17 protein-coding genes are annotated in these 16,981 nt (G+C 58.3%); 10 read left to right on the plus strand and 7 right to left on the minus strand.

Features of this window, described 5'->3' with window-relative positions:
• The first annotated feature begins 178 nt into the window (after positions 1 to 178).
• Positions 179 to 430, plus strand: coding sequence for a hypothetical protein (locus FEZ21_RS09910; RefSeq protein ID WP_003446553.1), 252 nt, complete (start codon positions 179 to 181; stop codon positions 428 to 430).
• 105 nt (positions 431 to 535) lie between these two features.
• On the opposite strand, the gene FEZ21_RS09915 is transcribed toward FEZ21_RS09910, so the two are convergent.
• Complete coding sequence (locus FEZ21_RS09915; RefSeq protein WP_160626982.1) at positions 536 to 1,018, minus strand: transcription elongation factor GreAB; 483 nt, start codon at positions 1,016 to 1,018, stop codon at positions 536 to 538.
• Positions 1,019 to 1,154: 136 nt separating this feature from the next.
• Between FEZ21_RS09915 and earP the strand changes: the two genes are divergently transcribed.
• From earP to FEZ21_RS09930, 3 genes are all read left to right on the plus strand, one after another.
• Positions 1,155 to 2,288: an elongation factor P maturation arginine rhamnosyltransferase EarP gene (gene earP, locus FEZ21_RS09920; RefSeq protein ID WP_160626984.1), complete on the plus strand. Its 1,134-nt coding sequence runs from the start codon at positions 1,155 to 1,157 to the stop codon at positions 2,286 to 2,288.
• Between the two features lie 49 nt (positions 2,289 to 2,337).
• Positions 2,338 to 2,910 carry an elongation factor P gene (locus tag FEZ21_RS09925; protein WP_003446557.1) on the plus strand — a complete coding sequence of 191 codons (573 nt, stop codon included), beginning with the start codon at positions 2,338 to 2,340 and terminating at the stop codon, positions 2,908 to 2,910.
• 134 nt (positions 2,911 to 3,044) lie between these two features.
• Positions 3,045 to 3,797 (plus strand): sulfite exporter TauE/SafE family protein, encoded by a 753-nt coding sequence (locus FEZ21_RS09930; RefSeq protein ID WP_003446559.1) that lies wholly within the window; start codon positions 3,045 to 3,047, stop codon positions 3,795 to 3,797.
• On the opposite strand, the gene FEZ21_RS09935 is transcribed toward FEZ21_RS09930, so the two are convergent.
• Positions 3,787 to 4,644 (minus strand): LysR family transcriptional regulator, encoded by an 858-nt coding sequence (locus tag FEZ21_RS09935; RefSeq protein ID WP_003446564.1) that lies wholly within the window; start codon positions 4,642 to 4,644, stop codon positions 3,787 to 3,789. The genes FEZ21_RS09930 and FEZ21_RS09935 overlap by 11 nt on opposite strands.
• 96 nt (positions 4,645 to 4,740) lie before the next feature.
• On the opposite strand from FEZ21_RS09935, the gene FEZ21_RS09940 reads away from it, so the two are divergent.
• Entirely contained in the window at positions 4,741 to 4,962 is a 222-nt protein-coding gene (locus tag FEZ21_RS09940) for a DUF1127 domain-containing protein (RefSeq protein ID WP_160626986.1), read from the plus strand.
• 76 nt (positions 4,963 to 5,038) lie between these two features.
• Here the strand turns inward: FEZ21_RS09940 and FEZ21_RS09945 are convergent, their stop codons facing one another.
• Positions 5,039 to 6,385 carry a class II 3-deoxy-7-phosphoheptulonate synthase gene (locus tag FEZ21_RS09945; protein ID WP_003446569.1) on the minus strand — a complete coding sequence of 449 codons (1,347 nt, stop codon included), beginning with the start codon at positions 6,383 to 6,385 and terminating at the stop codon, positions 5,039 to 5,041.
• A 160-nt stretch (positions 6,386 to 6,545) separates the two neighbouring features.
• On the opposite strand from FEZ21_RS09945, the gene FEZ21_RS09950 reads away from it, so the two are divergent.
• Positions 6,546 to 7,301 carry a spermidine synthase gene (locus tag FEZ21_RS09950; protein WP_127195833.1) on the plus strand — a complete coding sequence of 252 codons (756 nt, stop codon included), beginning with the start codon at positions 6,546 to 6,548 and terminating at the stop codon, positions 7,299 to 7,301.
• Positions 7,302 to 7,671: 370 nt separating this feature from the next.
• Positions 7,672 to 9,345 (plus strand): DEAD/DEAH box helicase, encoded by a 1,674-nt coding sequence (locus FEZ21_RS09955; RefSeq protein WP_003446572.1) that lies wholly within the window; start codon positions 7,672 to 7,674, stop codon positions 9,343 to 9,345.
• A 115-nt stretch (positions 9,346 to 9,460) separates the two neighbouring features.
• Here FEZ21_RS09955 and FEZ21_RS09960 read toward each other — a convergent pair whose 3' ends face one another.
• Complete coding sequence (locus FEZ21_RS09960) at positions 9,461 to 10,228, minus strand: class III extradiol ring-cleavage dioxygenase (RefSeq protein WP_160626988.1); 768 nt, start codon at positions 10,226 to 10,228, stop codon at positions 9,461 to 9,463.
• Positions 10,229 to 10,328: 100 nt separating this feature from the next.
• Between FEZ21_RS09960 and FEZ21_RS09965 the strand changes: the two genes are divergently transcribed.
• On the plus strand, positions 10,329 to 10,988 hold the full coding sequence (locus FEZ21_RS09965; protein ID WP_160626989.1) for a thiopurine S-methyltransferase: 660 nt from the start codon (positions 10,329 to 10,331) through the stop codon (positions 10,986 to 10,988).
• Between the two features lie 55 nt (positions 10,989 to 11,043).
• Here FEZ21_RS09965 and htpX read toward each other — a convergent pair whose 3' ends face one another.
• Complete coding sequence (gene htpX / locus FEZ21_RS09970; RefSeq protein ID WP_003446575.1) at positions 11,044 to 11,931, minus strand: protease HtpX; 888 nt, start codon at positions 11,929 to 11,931, stop codon at positions 11,044 to 11,046.
• Between the two features lie 315 nt (positions 11,932 to 12,246).
• A complete protein-coding gene (locus FEZ21_RS09975) occupies positions 12,247 to 13,458 on the minus strand; it encodes a pyridoxal phosphate-dependent aminotransferase (RefSeq protein WP_003446576.1) in 1,212 nt (403 codons plus the stop codon).
• Positions 13,459 to 13,668: 210 nt separating this feature from the next.
• Between FEZ21_RS09975 and msrB the strand changes: the two genes are divergently transcribed.
• Both msrB and FEZ21_RS09985 read left to right on the plus strand, forming a co-directional pair.
• Positions 13,669 to 14,064 (plus strand): peptide-methionine (R)-S-oxide reductase MsrB, encoded by a 396-nt coding sequence (gene msrB / locus FEZ21_RS09980; RefSeq protein ID WP_003446577.1) that lies wholly within the window; start codon positions 13,669 to 13,671, stop codon positions 14,062 to 14,064.
• Positions 14,065 to 14,086: 22 nt separating this feature from the next.
• Positions 14,087 to 14,569, plus strand: a complete 483-nt coding sequence (locus FEZ21_RS09985; RefSeq protein WP_010656828.1) for a glutathione peroxidase — start codon at positions 14,087 to 14,089, stop codon at positions 14,567 to 14,569.
• A 64-nt stretch (positions 14,570 to 14,633) separates the two neighbouring features.
• On the opposite strand, the gene FEZ21_RS09990 is transcribed toward FEZ21_RS09985, so the two are convergent.
• On the minus strand, positions 14,634 to 16,949 hold the full coding sequence (locus tag FEZ21_RS09990) for a response regulator (RefSeq protein ID WP_160626991.1): 2,316 nt from the start codon (positions 16,947 to 16,949) through the stop codon (positions 14,634 to 14,636).
• Between the last annotated feature and the right edge of the window lie 32 nt (positions 16,950 to 16,981).

The raw sequence follows: 16,981 nt of genomic DNA on the forward strand, positions 1-16,981 counted from the left end.
TGCGGTACTCCTTGCAGGTGAAAAGAGAGATGAATAATGGAGTCAACCCAATGCTAAAAAGTTGCATCTGTTTTGGGGCCGATTGTGTGTCCGAGGTGAGAGCGTAGTCAAAAACCGGAGTAAGGCACTGCTTTGGAGGGTGTAAGATGTCGTCTAATTTACGCCGCAGGAAATTCCCATGAGCTTCAACCTCGCCAACAAACCCCTCGCTGAGCGTGCTGCGCTTGAAGATGAAAAGTCCCGTCTGTATGACCTTTGGCAGAGCAATCTGGGCAAGGCCAAAGGGGATGCGGCGCGTTTGTTCGGCGAGCGCGCCAAGCGCAAGGGCAAATGGGCTGAGTGGGTGCGTTCGGAGCTGGACGCGATGTCCCCGCCGGAATACGCCAACATGGTGCGCAGCGAAGTCAATCGCCTGATGGCCGCCAAGTAACGCCCGGCCGGGCTTTTGATCTTGATCTGCCGGCGCCGCCACCCGGCCTCCCGTGACGGGCACCCGCGTCTCTGCGGATATCGAGTGGCAACAGTGCGGCGCTGCCTACTCGACCTCGCAGACAGTAAAGCCCTGGCTGACGCCGGCTATGTTGATGAGCACCTCATCCTCCGGCTGCTTGCCCAGTAACGCCGCGCCCAGCGGCGAGCGCGGGGTGATGACGGTAACGGTTTGCCCGTCCTGGACAAGCTTGAGCCCCGCGGCATCCGGAGCGAGAAATAGCCATTGCCCGCTGCCGTTCCCGGCCTCCAGATTGACCAGCGCCCCCACTTCAATCCCTTGTGCGGGATTGAATGGCGCGAGCACCATCGCCTGGCAGTTTTTCAACGCCTGGCGGATTTCTTCAACCCGGCGCGCCTGGCCTGTCGCCAGATAGGACGCTTCAAGCCCCAGGGTGTCGTACTTGTTCTCGGCGATATTCTCCGCGTGGGTGGCGGCTTCATAGGCGGTTTGCGCTGCCCGCTGGAGCACATCAAGATCGATTTCGAGCTTTTCCAGCATCAACATGTACACAGCGTTCTTGTTCATAAGGGGCGGTTTTTCACGGGGGGCATGACGGCAATCGGCGATTGTCGCACGAGTACCCGGCAGATTAATCCGCCTTAAGCCTTCTGTACGCGTCGAATAATGCGGACAATCAGCCCTTTGAATGTTGGAGCCCGGAATGAAAGCCTCCTGGGATATTTTTTGCAGTGTGGTCGATAACTACGGCGACATTGGGGTGACCTGGCGTCTGGCCCGGCAATTGGTGGCCGAACATCAGCAGTCGGTGCGGCTGTGGGTCGATGATCTGTCGGCATTCGTGCCGCTGTGCCCCGAGGCCGACGCCACGGCGGCGCAACAGATGCAGCAGGGGGTCGAGGTGCTTCAGTGGCCCGCGCAATGGCAGTCGGTGGACGTCGCCGATGTGGTGCTGGAGGCCTTTGCCTGCAAGCTGCCTGAAGACTATTTGCAGGCCATGAAAGCGCGGAAAAAGCCGGCGTTGTGGATCAATCTGGAGTATTTGAGCGCGGAAGACTGGGTCAGCGGCTGTCACGGTTTACCCTCCCTGCGCCCGGATGGCTTGAAACGGATGTTCTTTTTTCCCGGGTTTGGTGAAGGTACCGGTGGTCTGTTGCGTGAGGCCGATTTGCTCGCCCGCCGGCGCGCCTTTGAGCAGGACCCCCAGGCCAGACGGGCATTTTTGCAAGGGCTGGGGGTGTTTCCTGAAAGTAGCGCGCGACTGGTTTCTTTGTTCGCCTATGAAAATGCCGGGCTGGCCAGTTGGCTGGACGCCATGGCCGCGGGCAGTGTGCCGACCCACCTGCTGGTGCCCCAGGGGCGAATCATGGGGGATTTGCTGCGCTGGCTCGAGGTCAATGAGCTGGCACCGGGCAGGGTCGAGCAGCGGGGAGCACTGAAAGTCCAGAGCTTGCCGTTCGTACGCCAGCAGGATTACGACCACCTGTTATGGAGTTGTGATTTCAATGCGGTGCGCGGTGAAGACTCGTTCGTCCGCGCGCAATGGGCCGGGCGGCCGCTGCTTTGGCATATCTATGAACAGGAAGAAGACGCGCACTGGGTCAAGCTCAATGCCTTTCTGGACCTGTATGTAAAAGATCTTTCTGCGCCCGCCGCTCAAGCCTTTACCGGCTTGTGGCACGCCTGGAATGCCGGTTCAGACATGGCGCAAAGCTGGAATTTGCTGCTTGAACACTGGCCCGAGATCACTGCGCACGCTGAACGATGGTGTCTGCAACAGTCATTGCAAGCAGATCTTGCGCAAGCGCTAGTACTGTTTTATAGAAATTGGATATGATACGCGGCCTAGATTTTTGTAAATCTCATTCCAAATTCGGATACTCGCAATGAAAACTGGTAAAGAGCTTAAACCCGGTACAGTCATCAAGCTCGAAAACGACCCTTGGTTGGTTCAGAAAGCTGAATTCACCAAGTCCGGTCGTAACAGCGCAATCATGAAGACCAAGCTGAAAAACCTGCTGACCGGCTACAAGACTGAAATCGTATACAGCGCTGACGACAAGCTCGAAGACGTGATCCTGGATCGCAAAGAAGCGACCCTGTCCTTCATCAGCGGCGACACCTACACGTTCATGGACACCACTGACTACACCATGTACGAGCTGAACGCTGAAGACATCGAAGCCGTTCTGCCGTTCATCGAAGAAGGCATGACCGACGTTTGCGAAGCGATCTTCTTCGAAGAGCGTCTGGTTTCCGTAGAGCTGCCGACCACTATCGTGCGTCAGGTTGACTACACCGAAGGTTCCGCTCGCGGCGACACTTCGGGCAAGGTGATGAAGCCTGCCAAACTGAAAAACGGTACCGAACTGAGCGTTGCAGATTTCGTTGAAATCGGCGACTGGATCGAGATCGACACCCGTGACGGTGGCTCCTACAAGGGCCGCGCCAAGGTTTAAACCTGGCGTCAACCGTACGATGATAAAGCCCGGCCCCATGGCCGGGTTTTTTTTGGCCGGTCAAAAGCCCCGGTTTAGAGCTTTGCCGCGTGCAGGGGACTGGTTAGCATGGGCGCTTCTGAAGAGGGACCATAATGCTGACCGATTTTGCAATGTATACAGCCCTGGGTATTGCTCTGGGGGCGATGGGCGGGTTGTTCGGAATTGGCGGCGGCCTGATCGCAATTCCGGTTCTGGGCTTGTGGTTCGGCCTGGATCAGCAGATCGCGCAAGGCACCGCTTTGGTCATGTCGGTGCCCAATGTGTTTCTCGCGCTGTACCGCTATCACCAGCGCAATAAAATCGATCTGCGCCAGGCGTTGCCGTTGGTGTTGATGAGTTTTTGCTTCGCCTGGTTGGGCGCCATGCTCGCCGTTGGAGTGGATGCGCGGGTTATTCGCTGGGGGTTTATCGCCTTCTTGCTGGCAATTACCCTCTACAACCTGATCAAGCTGTATCGCTTGCCTGTAAAGCCGGTTGCCCGCTCAGGCCGTGGCTGGCCCTGGTTCGGAGTGCTGGGTGCGGTGGCGGGCACTACCGGGGGCTTGTTTGGGGTCGGCGGCGCAGTGGTGGCTGCGCCGGTTCTGACCAGCGTCTTTGGCACATCGCAAGTGGTGGCCCAGGGCTTGTCGCTGGCCCTGGCAGCGCCAAGTACCGCCGTTACGCTGTTGACCTACGCGGTGCATGACGAGGTCAACTGGATCATGGGTCTGCCGATGGCTGTGGGCGGGCTGTTGAGTATCAGCTGGGGAGTCAGGCTGGCTCACGCTCTGCCGGAACGCATGCTGCGCGGTTTGTACTGCGCCTTTTTGCTGCTGTGCGCGGGGCTGCTGGCGATTAAAGCTTAAAGCCTTCGACGATGTATTCGGCAAAGCACTCGATGATGGGCGAGGTCACGCTGTTGGGTTTGCGCAACAGCACAATGCTGGCTGAGGGCAATAGCGGCAGGTTTTCGGCCTCGCCAATAATCCGCAGATCGGGGGTCAGCAGGCTTTGCAACTGGGCGGTCACCGCCAGTCCGGTACTGACCACCGCGTTGATCGCTGCCAGGCTGGCGCTGGTATAGGCCACCCGGTATTCACGCTGCATGATATCCAGCGCATTGCAGGCCCAGGTCCGGCAGAAGCAGTCGGTATTGAACATTGCCAGTGGCAGCGGCGTTTGCTCGTGGGGCGAGAAGCCCTGGGCCACCATCCATACGAAGCGCTCCTGCCGCAGGATCTGGCCCACTTCGGTGCCGGGTTCGCGGGTCACGATAGTCAGGTCCAGATCATTGCGTTGCAGCAGTTGCACTGAGGGTTCGCAATGCACCTCGACGTTGATCAGCGGGTAATCCTGGGCAAAGCGAGACAGCACGCCGGGCAGAAAGCGCATGACGTAATCATCGGGTGAACCGATTTTGACCGTGCCCACCATATGCGGCTGACGCAGGGTATTGAATACCTCGCTGTGCAGTTTAAGGATGCGCCGTGCATAGCCGAGCAGTACATGGCCTTCGGGAGTGAGGCTGACATTGCGCCCGTCGCGCTGGAACAACGCGCATTTGAGCACGTCGTCTTCGAGCCGTTTCATCTGCATGCTGACCGCCGACTGCGTGCGATTGACCACTTCGGCGGCGCGAGTAAAACCGCCGTGATCGGCAATGGCGGCAAAGGTGCGCAACAGGTCGGTATCGATACTGGGGAATTCGGCCATTGATCAATCTCGCAGATGTATCGCATAAGAAACATTCGTTGGATTGATCTTAAGCCCGGGCAGAAACTTGAGCCATCCCTACGGAGGTCTCAAGTGATGAAAGGTCAAAAAGGTTTTGTCTGGATCGCCCGGCCAGTCAGTCAGAAGTCCTGGGCGCAAACGGTGATGGCTGTGATTGCCCGCTGGTACCAGCTGTCGCGCCAAAGGGCGCGTCTGCGGCGGATCAGTGATGCGACGCTTAAAGATCTGGGGCTGAGCCGGGCGGATATAGAATCCGAAAGTCATCGGGCTTTTTGGGATGACCCGTTCAACAAATAAGCTTGCCGGTACAGGTGCAGAGCCCCTGTGGGAGCTGGCAAGCCGGCTCCCGCAGTTCGTGCACAAGTCAGGCGGTTCAGCGTTTGACCTGTTTCAGCGTCTCGGCAATCAGGAACGCCAGTTCCAGCGACTGGTCGGCGTTCATGCGCGGGTCGCAGTGGGTGTGGTAGCGGTCCGACAAACCGTCTTCGGTGATGGGCTTGGCCCCGCCAATGCACTCGGTGACGTTTTGCCCGGTCATCTCGATATGAATCCCGCCGGCATAGCTGCCTTCGGCCTCATGGACCTGGAAGAACTGCTTCACTTCGCCAAGAATCTGCGCAAAGTCGCGTGTCTTGTAGCCGCTGCTGGCCTTGATGGTGTTGGCGTGCATCGGGTCGCAACTCCACAGCACTTTCTTGCCTTCGCCTTCAACCGCACGGATCAGCTGCGGCAGGTGGTCGCCAACCTTGTTGGCGCCCATGCGCACGATCAGGTTGAGGCGGCCCGGGTCGTTATCGGGGTTGAGGATGTCGATCAGGCGCAGCAGTTCTTCGGTATTCATGCTCGGGCCGACCTTGACCCCGATCGGGTTGTTGACCCCGCGCAGGAACTCGACGTGGGCACCGTCGAGCTGGCGCGTGCGGTCGCCGATCCACAGCATGTGCGCCGAGCAGTCGTAGTAATCGTTGGTCAGGCTGTCGCGCCGCACGAAGGCTTCTTCGTAATTCAGCAACAGTGCTTCGTGGGCCGTAAAGAAGCTGGTTTCGCGCAGTTGCGGCGAGCTGTCCATGCCGCAGGCGCGCATAAAGGCCAGGGTTTCGTCGATGCGGTTGGCCAACTGGCTGTATTTCTCCGCCAGTGCCGAGTTGGCGATGAAGTCCAGGTTCCACTTGTGGACCTGATGCAGATCGGCAAACCCGCCCTGGGCAAAGGCGCGCAGCAGGTTCAGGGTGGCCGTGGACTGGTGGTAGGACTGCAGCAGGCGCTCCGGGTCGGGTACGCGGCTTTTTTCATCGAAGCCGATGCCGTTGACGATGTCGCCGCGATAGGCCGGCAGGGTCACGCCATTGATCGTTTCATCGTTGGCCGAGCGCGGTTTGGCGAATTGCCCTGCCATGCGCCCGACCTTGACCACCGGGCAGCCAGCAGCGAAGGTCATGACGATGGCCATCTGCAGCAGCACTTTGAAGGTGTCGCGAATCTTGGCCGCCGAAAACTCGGCAAAGCTTTCTGCGCAATCGCCACCCTGTAACAGGAACGCCCGACCTTCAGTGACCTCGGCAAACTGGCGGCGCAGTTCACGGGCTTCGCCGGCGAACACCAGTGGCGGATAACTCGCCAGGCTTTGCTCCACGCGCAGCAGGTGAGCGGCGTCAGGGTAGCGGGGTTGTTGCTGGATCGGCAGGGCGCGCCAGCTGTCAGGGCTCCAGGGTTGGCTCATTGCAGACTCTAGTATTGGAAGGGGATGGCCCATGTTAGCAGCAATTAGTGCGTGACCTGTTGCGCCGCAATGGCCGACAATCGGCGCTTTCTGCTCGGCGCCGAGTGGTTGTTTTTTAGAGCGATGCCCGGGTTGTGCCGGGACGCGGCAAGGAGAGGAAATGTCTGAGGAGCGCGTTGAGCGTCTGCTCGCTGAAGTTCATGATGACTTCGGCATGATTCGGGTACTGGAGGTAGCCGACTACCGCTTCCTCGAGTTTGGCGATGCGATCGAGCAAAGCTGTGTTTTTACCGCTGACCCCAGCTGGCTGGAATACGACTACACCCGCGCCATGCTGATCGGCGCGCTGTGTCATGAGGCGCCTGAAAGCGCGCTGTTTCTGGGGCTTGGCGCCGGTACCCTGACCCAGGCCTGTCTCAAGTTTCTGCCCCTTGAAGATGTTGAAGCCATCGAGCTACGACCGGATGTACCGCGCCTGGCCATTGAATACCTGGGGCTGGACGATGACCCGCGGCTGTATATCCGTATCGGAGATGCCCTGGAGCTGCTGGACAGCGCGGAGCCTGCGGACCTGGTTTTCGTCGACCTCTACAACGATCTGGGGCCGGCTACCGGTCACCTGGCCTGGAAGTTTCTTGAAGACTGTCAGAAAAAACTGTCCGCCAATGGCTGGCTGGTGATCAATCAATGGGCGACCGATGACGGCAAGCCGCTGGGGGCCGCCTTGCTGCGCGGTTTGTATCACCGCCATTATTGGGAGCTGCCGGTGAAGGAGGGCAACGTCATCCTGCTGGTGCCGTCCGATCTGGATCAGACTCTGGATATCGACGCGCTCACCGCCCGGGCCCAGGCCCTGGCTCCGCGTCTGGGCTACTCGCTGGACTCGCTGATCAAGGCGATTCGCCCGGCCACCTGAGGTCCGGCGATGAAACGTTTTAGCGTTTGCCCCAGAAGGGGCAGGCGCCAGGGGATTTCACAAAGGCGAAAATATTGCCAAAGCCCGGTATGCAGAGGCATACAGACGAGTTGGTCTTAAAAAAACACTTCTTTTTTTTGATAAATCCGGTATAGTGCGCGCCGGCCTTTAGCCGGGCCACGTTTAGGTGTCGCATTTCCCGAAGCACGCTTCGGCTGCTCGTCCGTTTCGCGGACAACCCTGAACGCTCCATTCATTTAACGTTTTCGCAAATCCCCGCCGACAAAGCAGCCAGGGCGACTCTTGAGTCTTACACGGCATGCGCAGCTTTGGAGCATGGGTCTTTGCGGATGCACTTAGAGGCAGACCCATGACCCAGGAAACCGGCGGCTTCGCCGCTTTTAATCTTAATCCGAACATTCTTGCAGCTGTCATTGCGACTGGCTACGAAGAACCTTCGGCTATTCAGCAGCAATCGATCCCGATCATTATGGCCGGTCACGACATGATTGGTCAGGCGCAAACCGGTACGGGTAAAACCGCCGCGTTCGCCCTGCCGATCCTGCATCGCATCGATCCTGCTAAGCGCGAGCCGCAAGCCCTGATCCTGGCGCCAACCCGTGAGTTGGCGCTGCAAGTAGCAACCGCTTTCGAAACTTATGCCAAGCAAATGCCTGGCGTTACCGTTGTGGCCGTTTACGGCGGCGCCCCTATGGGTCCACAACTGAAAGCAATCCGTAATGGCGCACAGATTGTTGTCGCCACTCCGGGCCGTCTGTGCGACCACTTGCGTCGTGACGAAAAAGTATTGGCAACCGTGAACCACCTGGTTCTCGACGAAGCTGACGAAATGCTCAAGCTGGGCTTCATGGATGACCTTGAAGCGATCTTCAAGGCTTTGCCTGCTACCCGTCAGACCGTATTGTTCTCGGCTACCCTGCCGCAGTCGATCCGTGCCATTGCCGAACGCCATCTGCGCGATCCGCAACACGTAAAAATCCAGACCAAGACTCAGACCGTTACCGCGATCGAACAGGCTCACCTGTTGGTTCACGCTGACCAGAAGACCTCGGCTGTATTGAGCCTGCTGGAAGTCGAAGATTTCGACGCCCTGATCATGTTCGTACGTACCAAGCAAGCGACCCTGGATCTGGCAAGTGCCCTGGAAGCCAAAGGCTATAAAGCTGCTGCGCTGAACGGTGACATTGCTCAGAACCAACGTGAGCGCGTTATCGAATCCCTCAAGGATGGCCGTCTGGACATCGTTGTAGCGACCGACGTAGCGGCTCGTGGTCTTGATGTTCCACGTATCACTCACGTGTTCAACGTTGACATGCCTTACGATCCAGAGTCCTACGTTCACCGTATCGGCCGTACTGGCCGTGCAGGTCGCGAAGGTCGCGCGCTGTTGCTGGTAACTCCGCGTGAGCGCCGCATGCTGCAAGTGATCGAGCGTGTAACCGGTCAAAAGGTTGCTGAAGTCCGCCTGCCGGATGCTCAAGCTGTTCTCGATGCCCGCATCAAGAAGTTGACCAACAGCCTGACGCCACTGGTTGCTGACGCTGAATCGACCCACGGTGATCTGCTGGATCGCCTGATTGCCGATATCGGTTGCAGCCCGCGTGCTCTGGCCGCTGCCCTGTTGCGCAAAGCTACCAACGGTCAGGCTCTGACTTTGGCTGCGATCGAGCGCGACCGTCCACTGGTGCCGAACAGCGCACCGCGTGAGCGTTCGTCCGAGCGTACTGGCGACCGTCCGGATCGTGGTGATCGTGAGCGTCGTGCTCCGGTTCCATTGGCCGAAGGTCGTGCCCGTTGCCGTACTGCGCTGGGTGCGCGTGACGGTATCGCTGCCAAGAACCTGCTGGGCGCTATCCTCAACGAGGGTGGTCTGGCACGTGAAGCAATCGGTCGCATCCAGGTGCGTGACAGCTTCAGCCTGGTAGAACTGCCGGAAGTTGGTCTGGAAAGCTTGCTGGCCAAGCTCAAAGACACCCGCGTTGCCGGCAAGCAGCTCAAGCTGCGTCGCTACCGCGAAGATTAATCACTGCCTGGCTGTGATTGATCGCTAAAAAAATCCCCGACTGGTTCGGGGATTTTTTTTGCCTGCAAATTGAGGCGCGGGCGACATAAAACTCTATGGGCGGGTGTGCGTGGCCTCACCCGAACCGGTAAATATCCATCCCCAGTGCGCCCAGCGTCCAGCCCTGGTGGGCAATGCTGAAGGAGCCGCCTGCGCCGCGGGCGAAGTACAGCGGCAGAAGATGTTCGTCACTGGGATGATTTTTGGCGGCAAAAGGCGCCAGTTGCCGGTACTGGTGCAGGGCCGGTTGGTCATCGGCGGCAAGTTTTTCGATCATCCAGTCGCGAAAGGATTGGGCCCAGGGCTTTATGCTTTCCGGGCCCGCGTGCCAGTCCAGCTCGCGCAGGTTGTGGGTGATGCTGCCCGAGCCAATGATCAGGATGCCTTCGCTGCGCAAGGTTGCCAGTGCGCGGCCGATTTCAGTCAGGCCCCCAGGCCCGGGCTGACCGGGCAATGAAATCTGAACCACGGGAATATCGGCCTGCGGGTACATCAACGACAGCGGCACCCAGGCGCCATGGTCAAAGGGCCGCTGGGCGTCCAGCCGGGCAGGCAGGCCGTGCCCGGCGAGCAGTTCAACAATGCGTGCGGCCAGGGCGGGGTCGCCGGGGGCCGGGTATTGCACGGCATACAGTTCAGGCGGGAAACCACCGAAGTCATGCCATGTTTCGGGCGCAGGGTGGCTGGCTACCCTCAGGTCGCTGGTTTCCCAGTGTGCAGACACCAGAACAATGGCTTTGGGGCGGGGGAGTCCGGCTGCCAGACGTTTGAGTGCCGGGCCACTGGCACCAGGCTCGAGTGCCAGCATGGGAGAGCCGTGGGAGATAAACAGGCTGGGCAGCATGGCAGGGGTCCTCAGGGTTAAGATGAACCATCTTCAACCTGGTATTGATCTAAATCCAATATAAGTTTTAGTGCTTATTGATCGAATTTAAAGGTGAATCATGCAGCCCGAATTTTGGCACGACCGCTGGCAGCGTAATCAGATCGGTTTCCATCAGGAGCAAGTCAATTCCTACCTGCAGCGGCTGTGGCCCCGGCTTGAATTGCCCCGGGGCGCCCGGGTGCTGGTGCCTTTGTGCGGTAAAAGCCTGGATTTGAACTGGCTGGCGGCCAGTGGTTTCGAGGTTCTGGGTGTAGAGCTGTCGCAAACGGCCGTGGAGCAGTTTTTCAGTGAGCAGGGGGTCACGCCACAGATCAGGCAGCAAGGCGGCTTCAAGGTGTACGAGGCTGGCCCGGTGACTCTCTGGTGTGGCGACTTCTTTGCCTTGAGTGCGGCAGACGTGGCTGAGTGTGCGGGGTTGTATGACCGTGCGGCGATCATTGCCTTGCCGGCTGAAATGCGTGAGGCCTATGCCCGGCATCTGACGCAAATCCTGCCCCGGGGCTGCGAGGGACTGCTGATCAGCCTCGATTATCCCCAGGGAGAAATGCAAGGGCCGCCGTTCTCAGTGCCGGATGTCGAGATTCAGCAATTGCTGGTGCCTGCCTGGGACTTGCAGGTTATCGCGCAGTCCGATGTTCTGGAGCAGAACGGCAAGTTTCTCAAGGCCGGTGTTACCCGTCTGGTGGAGCGGGTCTACCGGCTACGCAAGAACGCTTGAATGGCGGGCACAAAAAAGGGCGACTCAAGTCGCCCTTTTTCGTATTGCCGTGCTGTCAGCCGCGACGACGCAGAGCATCGATACGTTCTTCCAGTGGCGGATGGCTCATGAACATCCGCGCCAGGCCTTGCTTGAGGCCGCCGTTAATGCCAAAAGCCGCCATGGTGTCAGGCATGTGTACCGGCAGTCCCTGCTCGGAGCGAAGGCGCTGCAGGGCACTGATCATGGCCGCCGTGCCTGCCAGTTGTGCACCGGCTTCGTCTGCGCGGAATTCACGCTTGCGCGAGAACCACATGACGATGGCGCTGGCAAGGAAGCCCAGTACCAGTTCAGCGAAGATGGTCGCGACGTAATAGGCAATGCCGCGGCCTTCGTCGTTCTTGAATACCACTTTGTCGACAAAGTTACCGATGATACGGGCGAAGAACATGACGAAGGTGTTCACCACGCCCTGCACCAATGCCAGGGTCACCATGTCGCCATTGGCGACGTGGCCGATTTCGTGGGCCAGTACGGCTTTTACTTCATCGGGTGAAAAGCGTTCCAGCAAACCCTGGCTGACCGCGACCAGCGCGTCGTTTTTATTCCAGCCAGTGGCAAAGGCGTTGGCCTCGTATGCCGGGAAAATACCCACTTCAGGCATCTTGATCCCTGCTTCGCGGGACAGTTGCTCAACGGTTTGCATCAGCCATTGTTCATGGCGGGTACGAGGCTGGGTAATCACCTGGGTGCTGGTGCTCATCTTCGCCATCCATTTGGAGATGAAGAGCGAGAACAAGGACCCTGCAAAACCAAAGACCGCACAGAATACCAACAGCTGACTGAGGTTCAGATCAACCCCGTTGGCCGCCATGAACCCGTCAAAGCCGAACAGGCTCAAGGTAATGCTGGCAATCAGCACGACCGCCAGGTTAGTGGCCAAAAACAGCAGAATGCGCATCATGGTTTAAAGAATCTCCTCGACTTAAAGGTATTGCCGTATGCGGGTATATAAGGTGCTGCCACAGGCTATTCAACCGGGCGACTATTTCAAACTGTGTCCTACGGCTTGATTTTAGTAACAAACCAGTCATTTCCTGATCTGGAATGACTTTTTTTAAGCGCACAAATTCGATCAGAGCCCAGCAAACCTTGGGTGCAAGCATTTTTTTGAAGTGAAAAAGGCTGCGTAGAAGGGCAGCAGGGAAGAGTAGGTGAAGAAAGTTTTACTCGACACATGCTGTGCGATATTTCCTTGATCGCACAGCATGTGAAGGGGTTACTGACGGTAGGTCTTCAAGAAATTACCGATTCTACCAATAGCCATATCCAGTTCATCGACCCGCGGCAAGGTCACGACGCGGAAATGGTCCGGCCATGGCCAGTTGAATGCGGTGCCTTGAACCACCAGCAATTTTTCCGAGAGCAGCAGATCCAGGACGAATTTTTCGTCGTTCAGGATCGGGCATACTTTTGGATCGATGCGGGGGAATGCATACAGCGCGCCCATAGGTTTCACGCAGCTGACGCCGGGGATGTCATTGAGCAGTTCCCAGGTGCGGTTACGTTGCTCCAGCAAGCGGCCGTTGGGCAAGACCAGATCATTGATGCTCTGGTAGCCACCCAGTGCGGTCTGGATCGCATGCTGGCTGGGCACGTTGGCGCACAGGCGCATGTTGGCCAGCATGTCGATGCCTTCGATGTAGCTTTGTGCATTGTGCTTGGGGCCGGAGATGGCGATCCAGCCTGAGCGGAAGCCCGCCACCCGGTATGACTTGGACAAGCCGTTGAAGGTCAGGCACAGCAGGTCCGGTGCCAGCGAAGCGGTGCAAATGTGCACGGCATCGTCGTACAGGATCTTGTCGTAAATCTCATCCGAGAACACCACCAGGTTGTGCTGGCGGGCCAGTTCCAGCATGCCCAGCAGTACTTCCTTGGAATACACCGCGCCCGTCGGGTTGTTCGGGTTGATGATGACCATGGCTTTGGTGTTGGGGGTGATCTTGGCTTTGATGTCAGCCAGGTCAGGCCACCAGTTGGCTTGCTCGTCACACAGGTAATGCACCGGGTGACCGCCGGCAAGGGTTACGGCAGCGGTCCACAGCGGGTAGTCGGGTGCCGGCACCAGAACTTCGTCGCCGTTGTTGAGCAGCGCTTGCAGCGACATCACGATCAGCTCGGATACGCCGTTGCCCAGATAGACGTCTTCAATGCCGACGCCTTCTACCTGTTTCTGCTGGTAGTACTGCATTACCGCCTTGCGCGCGCTGAACAGGCCTTTGGAGTCGCTATAACCTTGCGCGGTCGGCAGATTGCGGATCACGTCCTGAAGGATTTCGTCCGGCGCTTCAAAACCAAAGGGCGCCGGGTTGCCGATATTCAGCTTGAGGATGCGATGGCCTTCCTCTTCCAGTCGTTTGGCGTGCTTGAGCACTGGGCCGCGAATGTCATAGCAGACGTTGGCGAGCTTGTTTGATTTGCTGACCTGCATGGCGATGTGATCCTGAAAATGAACGATCCAGGCCGTGTGAAATCCCGGCCCTGGCTAATCCTGCCTTGCAAACACCGCATTGCTTCAAGAATCCGTTTGAATGCAGATAGAGCGGGTGCCAGACTGGCGCATTACGAGGCGCAATCATACGTGCCACCCGACCCCTGGAAAAGCCACCGGGCAGGGTTTTTCAGCGACAGAGGCAGAACCATGGAAAAGTTGAACAAAACACTGGACGAATGGAAGGCCATGCTCGACCCCGAGCAATACAACGTGTGCCGTCTCAAAGGCACCGAACGGCCATTTTCGGGCAAATACAACGCCACCAAAACCGATGGCGTCTATCACTGTGTTTGCTGCAATCAGCCGCTGTTCGATTCCAGCGCCAAGTTCGATTCGGGTTGCGGCTGGCCAAGCTTTTATCAACCGATTGGCGACAGCGCGATGATCGAGATCCGTGATGCGAGTCACGGCATGGTGCGCACCGAAGTGGTCTGCTCCAAGTGCGAGGCCCACCTGGGGCATGTTTTTCCGGATGGCCCGCCGCCGACCGGACTGCGTTATTGCATCAACTCGGTATGCCTGGACCTGGTTCCTCGCGCCTGACCTTTGCTGGAGAGACTCCGTCATGACTGGCAACCTGCTCAATATTCCCTGCACCACCCTCAGTGGCGAGCAAAAGACTCTGGCGGACTTCCCGGGCAAGGCAGTGCTGGTGGTCAATACCGCCAGCAAGTGCGGATTCACCCCGCAGTACAAAGGGCTTGAAGCCTTGTGGCAGCAATACAGGGATCAAGGGTTGGTGATTCTCGGCTTCCCCTGTAATCAGTTCGGCAAGCAGGAACCCGGTGACGCCGCCGCCATCGCCGAGTTTTGTGAACTGAACTTCGGGGTGACCTTCCCGCTGTTCAAGAAGATCGAGGTCAATGGCAGTCAGGCGCACCCATTGTTTGCAGCGCTTAAAAAAACGGCGCCAGGACTGCTGGGGACCGAAAGGATCAAGTGGAACTTCACCAAGTTCTTGATTGGCCCGGACGGCAGCGTCAAGCGTTACGCCCCGACCACCAAACCCGAGGCACTCAGGGCGGATATTGAAGCGCTGCTGCAATAAGCCGCCACAGCCTCACGCCCGCGACTCTTGCCACGGTTCAGCGTAGCGCCTGCTACTGCACTGCTCAGGTTTTCAGCGGCACCCAGGTGTCGAGCAGGGCTTCGAGCTCTTCGCGGCGGAAGGGTTTGGCCAGGTAGTCGTTCATCCCCGCCGCGCGGCAGCGCTCACGCTCTTCGGGCATGGCATTGGCAGTCAGGGCGACAATTGGCAGCTCTGGCCAGCGGCCACTCTGACGAATTTGCCGGGTGGCTTCGTAACCATCCATGACGGGCATGTTGCAGTCCATCAGTACCAGATCGAAGTTGTTGCGCTCCAGCTGGCTCAGCGCCTCACCACCATGGGCCGCAATCACCACGTCACAGCCAAGTTTGCCGAGCATACCCTTGGCCACCAGTTGGTTGACCGGGTTGTCCTCAACCAGCAGCACTTGAGCGCGGTGCAGAACGAAGGATCTCCTGGAGTGAGTGCTCGGGTGGTTGCCGCCTTCTTTTTGCAGCAACTGCTGCAAGGTCTGATACAGCGCGTGCCGTGATAAAGGCCGGGCTTTTTGTTGCAGGGGAGCCAGGGCGTTGACCTGGTCGCCGGGCATGAAGTTGCCATAGGCGGTGACCAGTAAAATCGGGGTGCTGATGGTGGGGCGCAGGCCGAACAGGCACTCTGGGCAGTCCGTAATCAGCAGGTCCGGATTAGCGCCCGCCAGTGAGTCGTCGAGCGAGTAACGCTGGTAATCCAGGCCCCATAAAGGCAAAAAACTGCTCAATAGTTCAGTCAGACCGCTGCCCGCAGGGCTCACGGCAATTACCCGGCCAGACAAGGGCATGGGCTTGATGGCGGGAGTGTGGCAGGGCAGAGGCAGCTCGGCACAGAACTGGCTGCCGAAACCGATTTGCGAGCTGATGGTCAGTCGGCCGTGCATGACTTCACACAGGCTGCGGGTCAATGCCAGGCCCAGGCCGGTACCGCCAAACTGGCGGGTAATACCGGCCCCGGCCTGGGTAAAGGGTTTGAATATGCGTGTCTGCGCTTCGTGGGCGATGCCGATGCCCGTGTCACGCACCTCGATCCGTACCTGGTCGTTGTGCGCGCTAAGGCGTACATCAACGCGCCCGAACCGGGTGAACTTGAGGGCATTGGACAGCAGGTTGCTGACAATCTGCCGCACCCGGGTTGGATCCCCCATCACCAATGCCGGGAAGTGCGGATCAATCAGGCAGGTCAGCTCTACGCTGGGCGCCGCGTTCTGAGACAGCAGGTTGGCGGTGTCTTCGGTCAGGGTGCCGAGATCGAAAGCAATATGTTCAAGCTCCAGTTTCCCGGCGTCGAATTTTGACAGGTCGAGAATGTCGTTCAGCAGTTCGACCAGAACCTTGCCCGAGTCGTGGGCTATTGAAAGCTGCTGCAGTTGCTCGGCGTTCAGCGGGCTGTCCAGACACAGTTCCAGCATGCCCAGCAGGCCATTGAGGGGCGTGCGTATTTCGTGGCTCATGTTGGCCAGAAACGCCGACCGCGCCTGAGCCATTTTCAGTGCCGTGCTGCGGGCTGCCTCCAGTTCTTGATTGGATTGACTGAGGCGCGAATTGATTGCTTCAAGTTCCTGGGTGCGGGCCTTGACCATGTCTTCAAGCTGGGACGAATACTCGGTCAGGCGATTTTCTGCATTGCGCCGCTGCTCGATTTCCCGGGCTACGGCGTCAAATTGCTGATTGGCAGCGTTGACCAATACACCGATTTCGTCGTCTTCATGTCCGCGCGGGCACTCGATGCGCGATGGCTTGGGATTACCGGGTTTGCTTCTGCTGAGCTCGCCAATAACCCGTACCAGCGGCTTGGTCAGCATCACATAAAACAGTCCCAGCAGAATAAAGGTCAGCAGCAGGCTTCTGGCAAAACCACTGAGCAGTGTGAGCTCGGCACGGTGCAGGAATCGACTGCCAAACGGGTAGGTATCCACCTCAAGGTGAAGCACCCCCACGCTTTGCTCGGGCAAGTGGTTGAAGTACAGACGATCGTCGAAGGTGCGCATGGAGCCGAACAGGAAATCACTCAATGCCCGGTAGCGGCCGTTATCGGGCTGCTCGCGGCCATTGGCCAGCATATTTTTGTCGTTATCGCTGATTTGCACCCCGGTAATGGCCGGCGCGCGCATCAGGCCCATCACTAGCTCTTGTGCGAGTTCTGAGTCCAGGTTGTAGGCAATACGTGAGGCCGGGTTATGGCTGATATCCAGGAGGGATTCGATTTCACGATTGATGGCTGCGTTTTCACTGGCATAATCCATACCGATTTGCAGCAGACTGAGCATTGTCCCCAGGACAAAGCCGACCAGCACTGTCAGCCTGGCCTGTTTATAAGACAGGCGATGGGTAAGTTTTATGTCCATGGGTGCAGCACCTGATTCCATTTCCCTTCGGC

Source organism: Pseudomonas sp. 9.1(2019) (assembly GCF_009910445.1).
GTDB classification, from domain to species: domain Bacteria; phylum Pseudomonadota; class Gammaproteobacteria; order Pseudomonadales; family Pseudomonadaceae; genus Aquipseudomonas; species Aquipseudomonas paraversuta.

Bases quoted from the DNA above. Each gene is read 5' to 3' on its own strand.
- FEZ21_RS09975 (WP_003446576.1), bottom strand. From the start codon at position 13,458: ATGCAGGTCAGCAAATCAAACAAGCTCGCCAACGTCTGCTATGACATT.
- msrB (WP_003446577.1), top strand. From the start codon at position 13,669: ATGGAAAAGTTGAACAAAACACTGGACGAATGGAAGGCCATGCTCGAC.
- FEZ21_RS09965 (WP_160626989.1), top strand. From the start codon at position 10,329: ATGCAGCCCGAATTTTGGCACGACCGCTGGCAGCGTAATCAGATCGGT.
- FEZ21_RS09985 (WP_010656828.1), top strand. From the start codon at position 14,087: ATGACTGGCAACCTGCTCAATATTCCCTGCACCACCCTCAGTGGCGAG.
- FEZ21_RS09925 (WP_003446557.1), top strand. From the start codon at position 2,338: ATGAAAACTGGTAAAGAGCTTAAACCCGGTACAGTCATCAAGCTCGAA.
- FEZ21_RS09915 (WP_160626982.1), bottom strand. From the start codon at position 1,018: ATGAACAAGAACGCTGTGTACATGTTGATGCTGGAAAAGCTCGAAATC.
- FEZ21_RS09945 (WP_003446569.1), bottom strand. From the start codon at position 6,385: ATGAGCCAACCCTGGAGCCCTGACAGCTGGCGCGCCCTGCCGATCCAG.
- FEZ21_RS09910 (WP_003446553.1), top strand. From the start codon at position 179: ATGAGCTTCAACCTCGCCAACAAACCCCTCGCTGAGCGTGCTGCGCTT.
- FEZ21_RS09935 (WP_003446564.1), bottom strand. From the start codon at position 4,644: ATGGCCGAATTCCCCAGTATCGATACCGACCTGTTGCGCACCTTTGCC.
- FEZ21_RS09990 (WP_160626991.1), bottom strand. From the start codon at position 16,949: ATGGACATAAAACTTACCCATCGCCTGTCTTATAAACAGGCCAGGCTG.
- FEZ21_RS09940 (WP_160626986.1), top strand. From the start codon at position 4,741: ATGAAAGGTCAAAAAGGTTTTGTCTGGATCGCCCGGCCAGTCAGTCAG.
- htpX (WP_003446575.1), bottom strand. From the start codon at position 11,931: ATGATGCGCATTCTGCTGTTTTTGGCCACTAACCTGGCGGTCGTGCTG.
- FEZ21_RS09955 (WP_003446572.1), top strand. From the start codon at position 7,672: ATGACCCAGGAAACCGGCGGCTTCGCCGCTTTTAATCTTAATCCGAAC.
- earP (WP_160626984.1), top strand. From the start codon at position 1,155: ATGAAAGCCTCCTGGGATATTTTTTGCAGTGTGGTCGATAACTACGGC.
- FEZ21_RS09960 (WP_160626988.1), bottom strand. From the start codon at position 10,228: ATGCTGCCCAGCCTGTTTATCTCCCACGGCTCTCCCATGCTGGCACTC.
- FEZ21_RS09930 (WP_003446559.1), top strand. From the start codon at position 3,045: ATGCTGACCGATTTTGCAATGTATACAGCCCTGGGTATTGCTCTGGGG.
- FEZ21_RS09950 (WP_127195833.1), top strand. From the start codon at position 6,546: ATGTCTGAGGAGCGCGTTGAGCGTCTGCTCGCTGAAGTTCATGATGAC.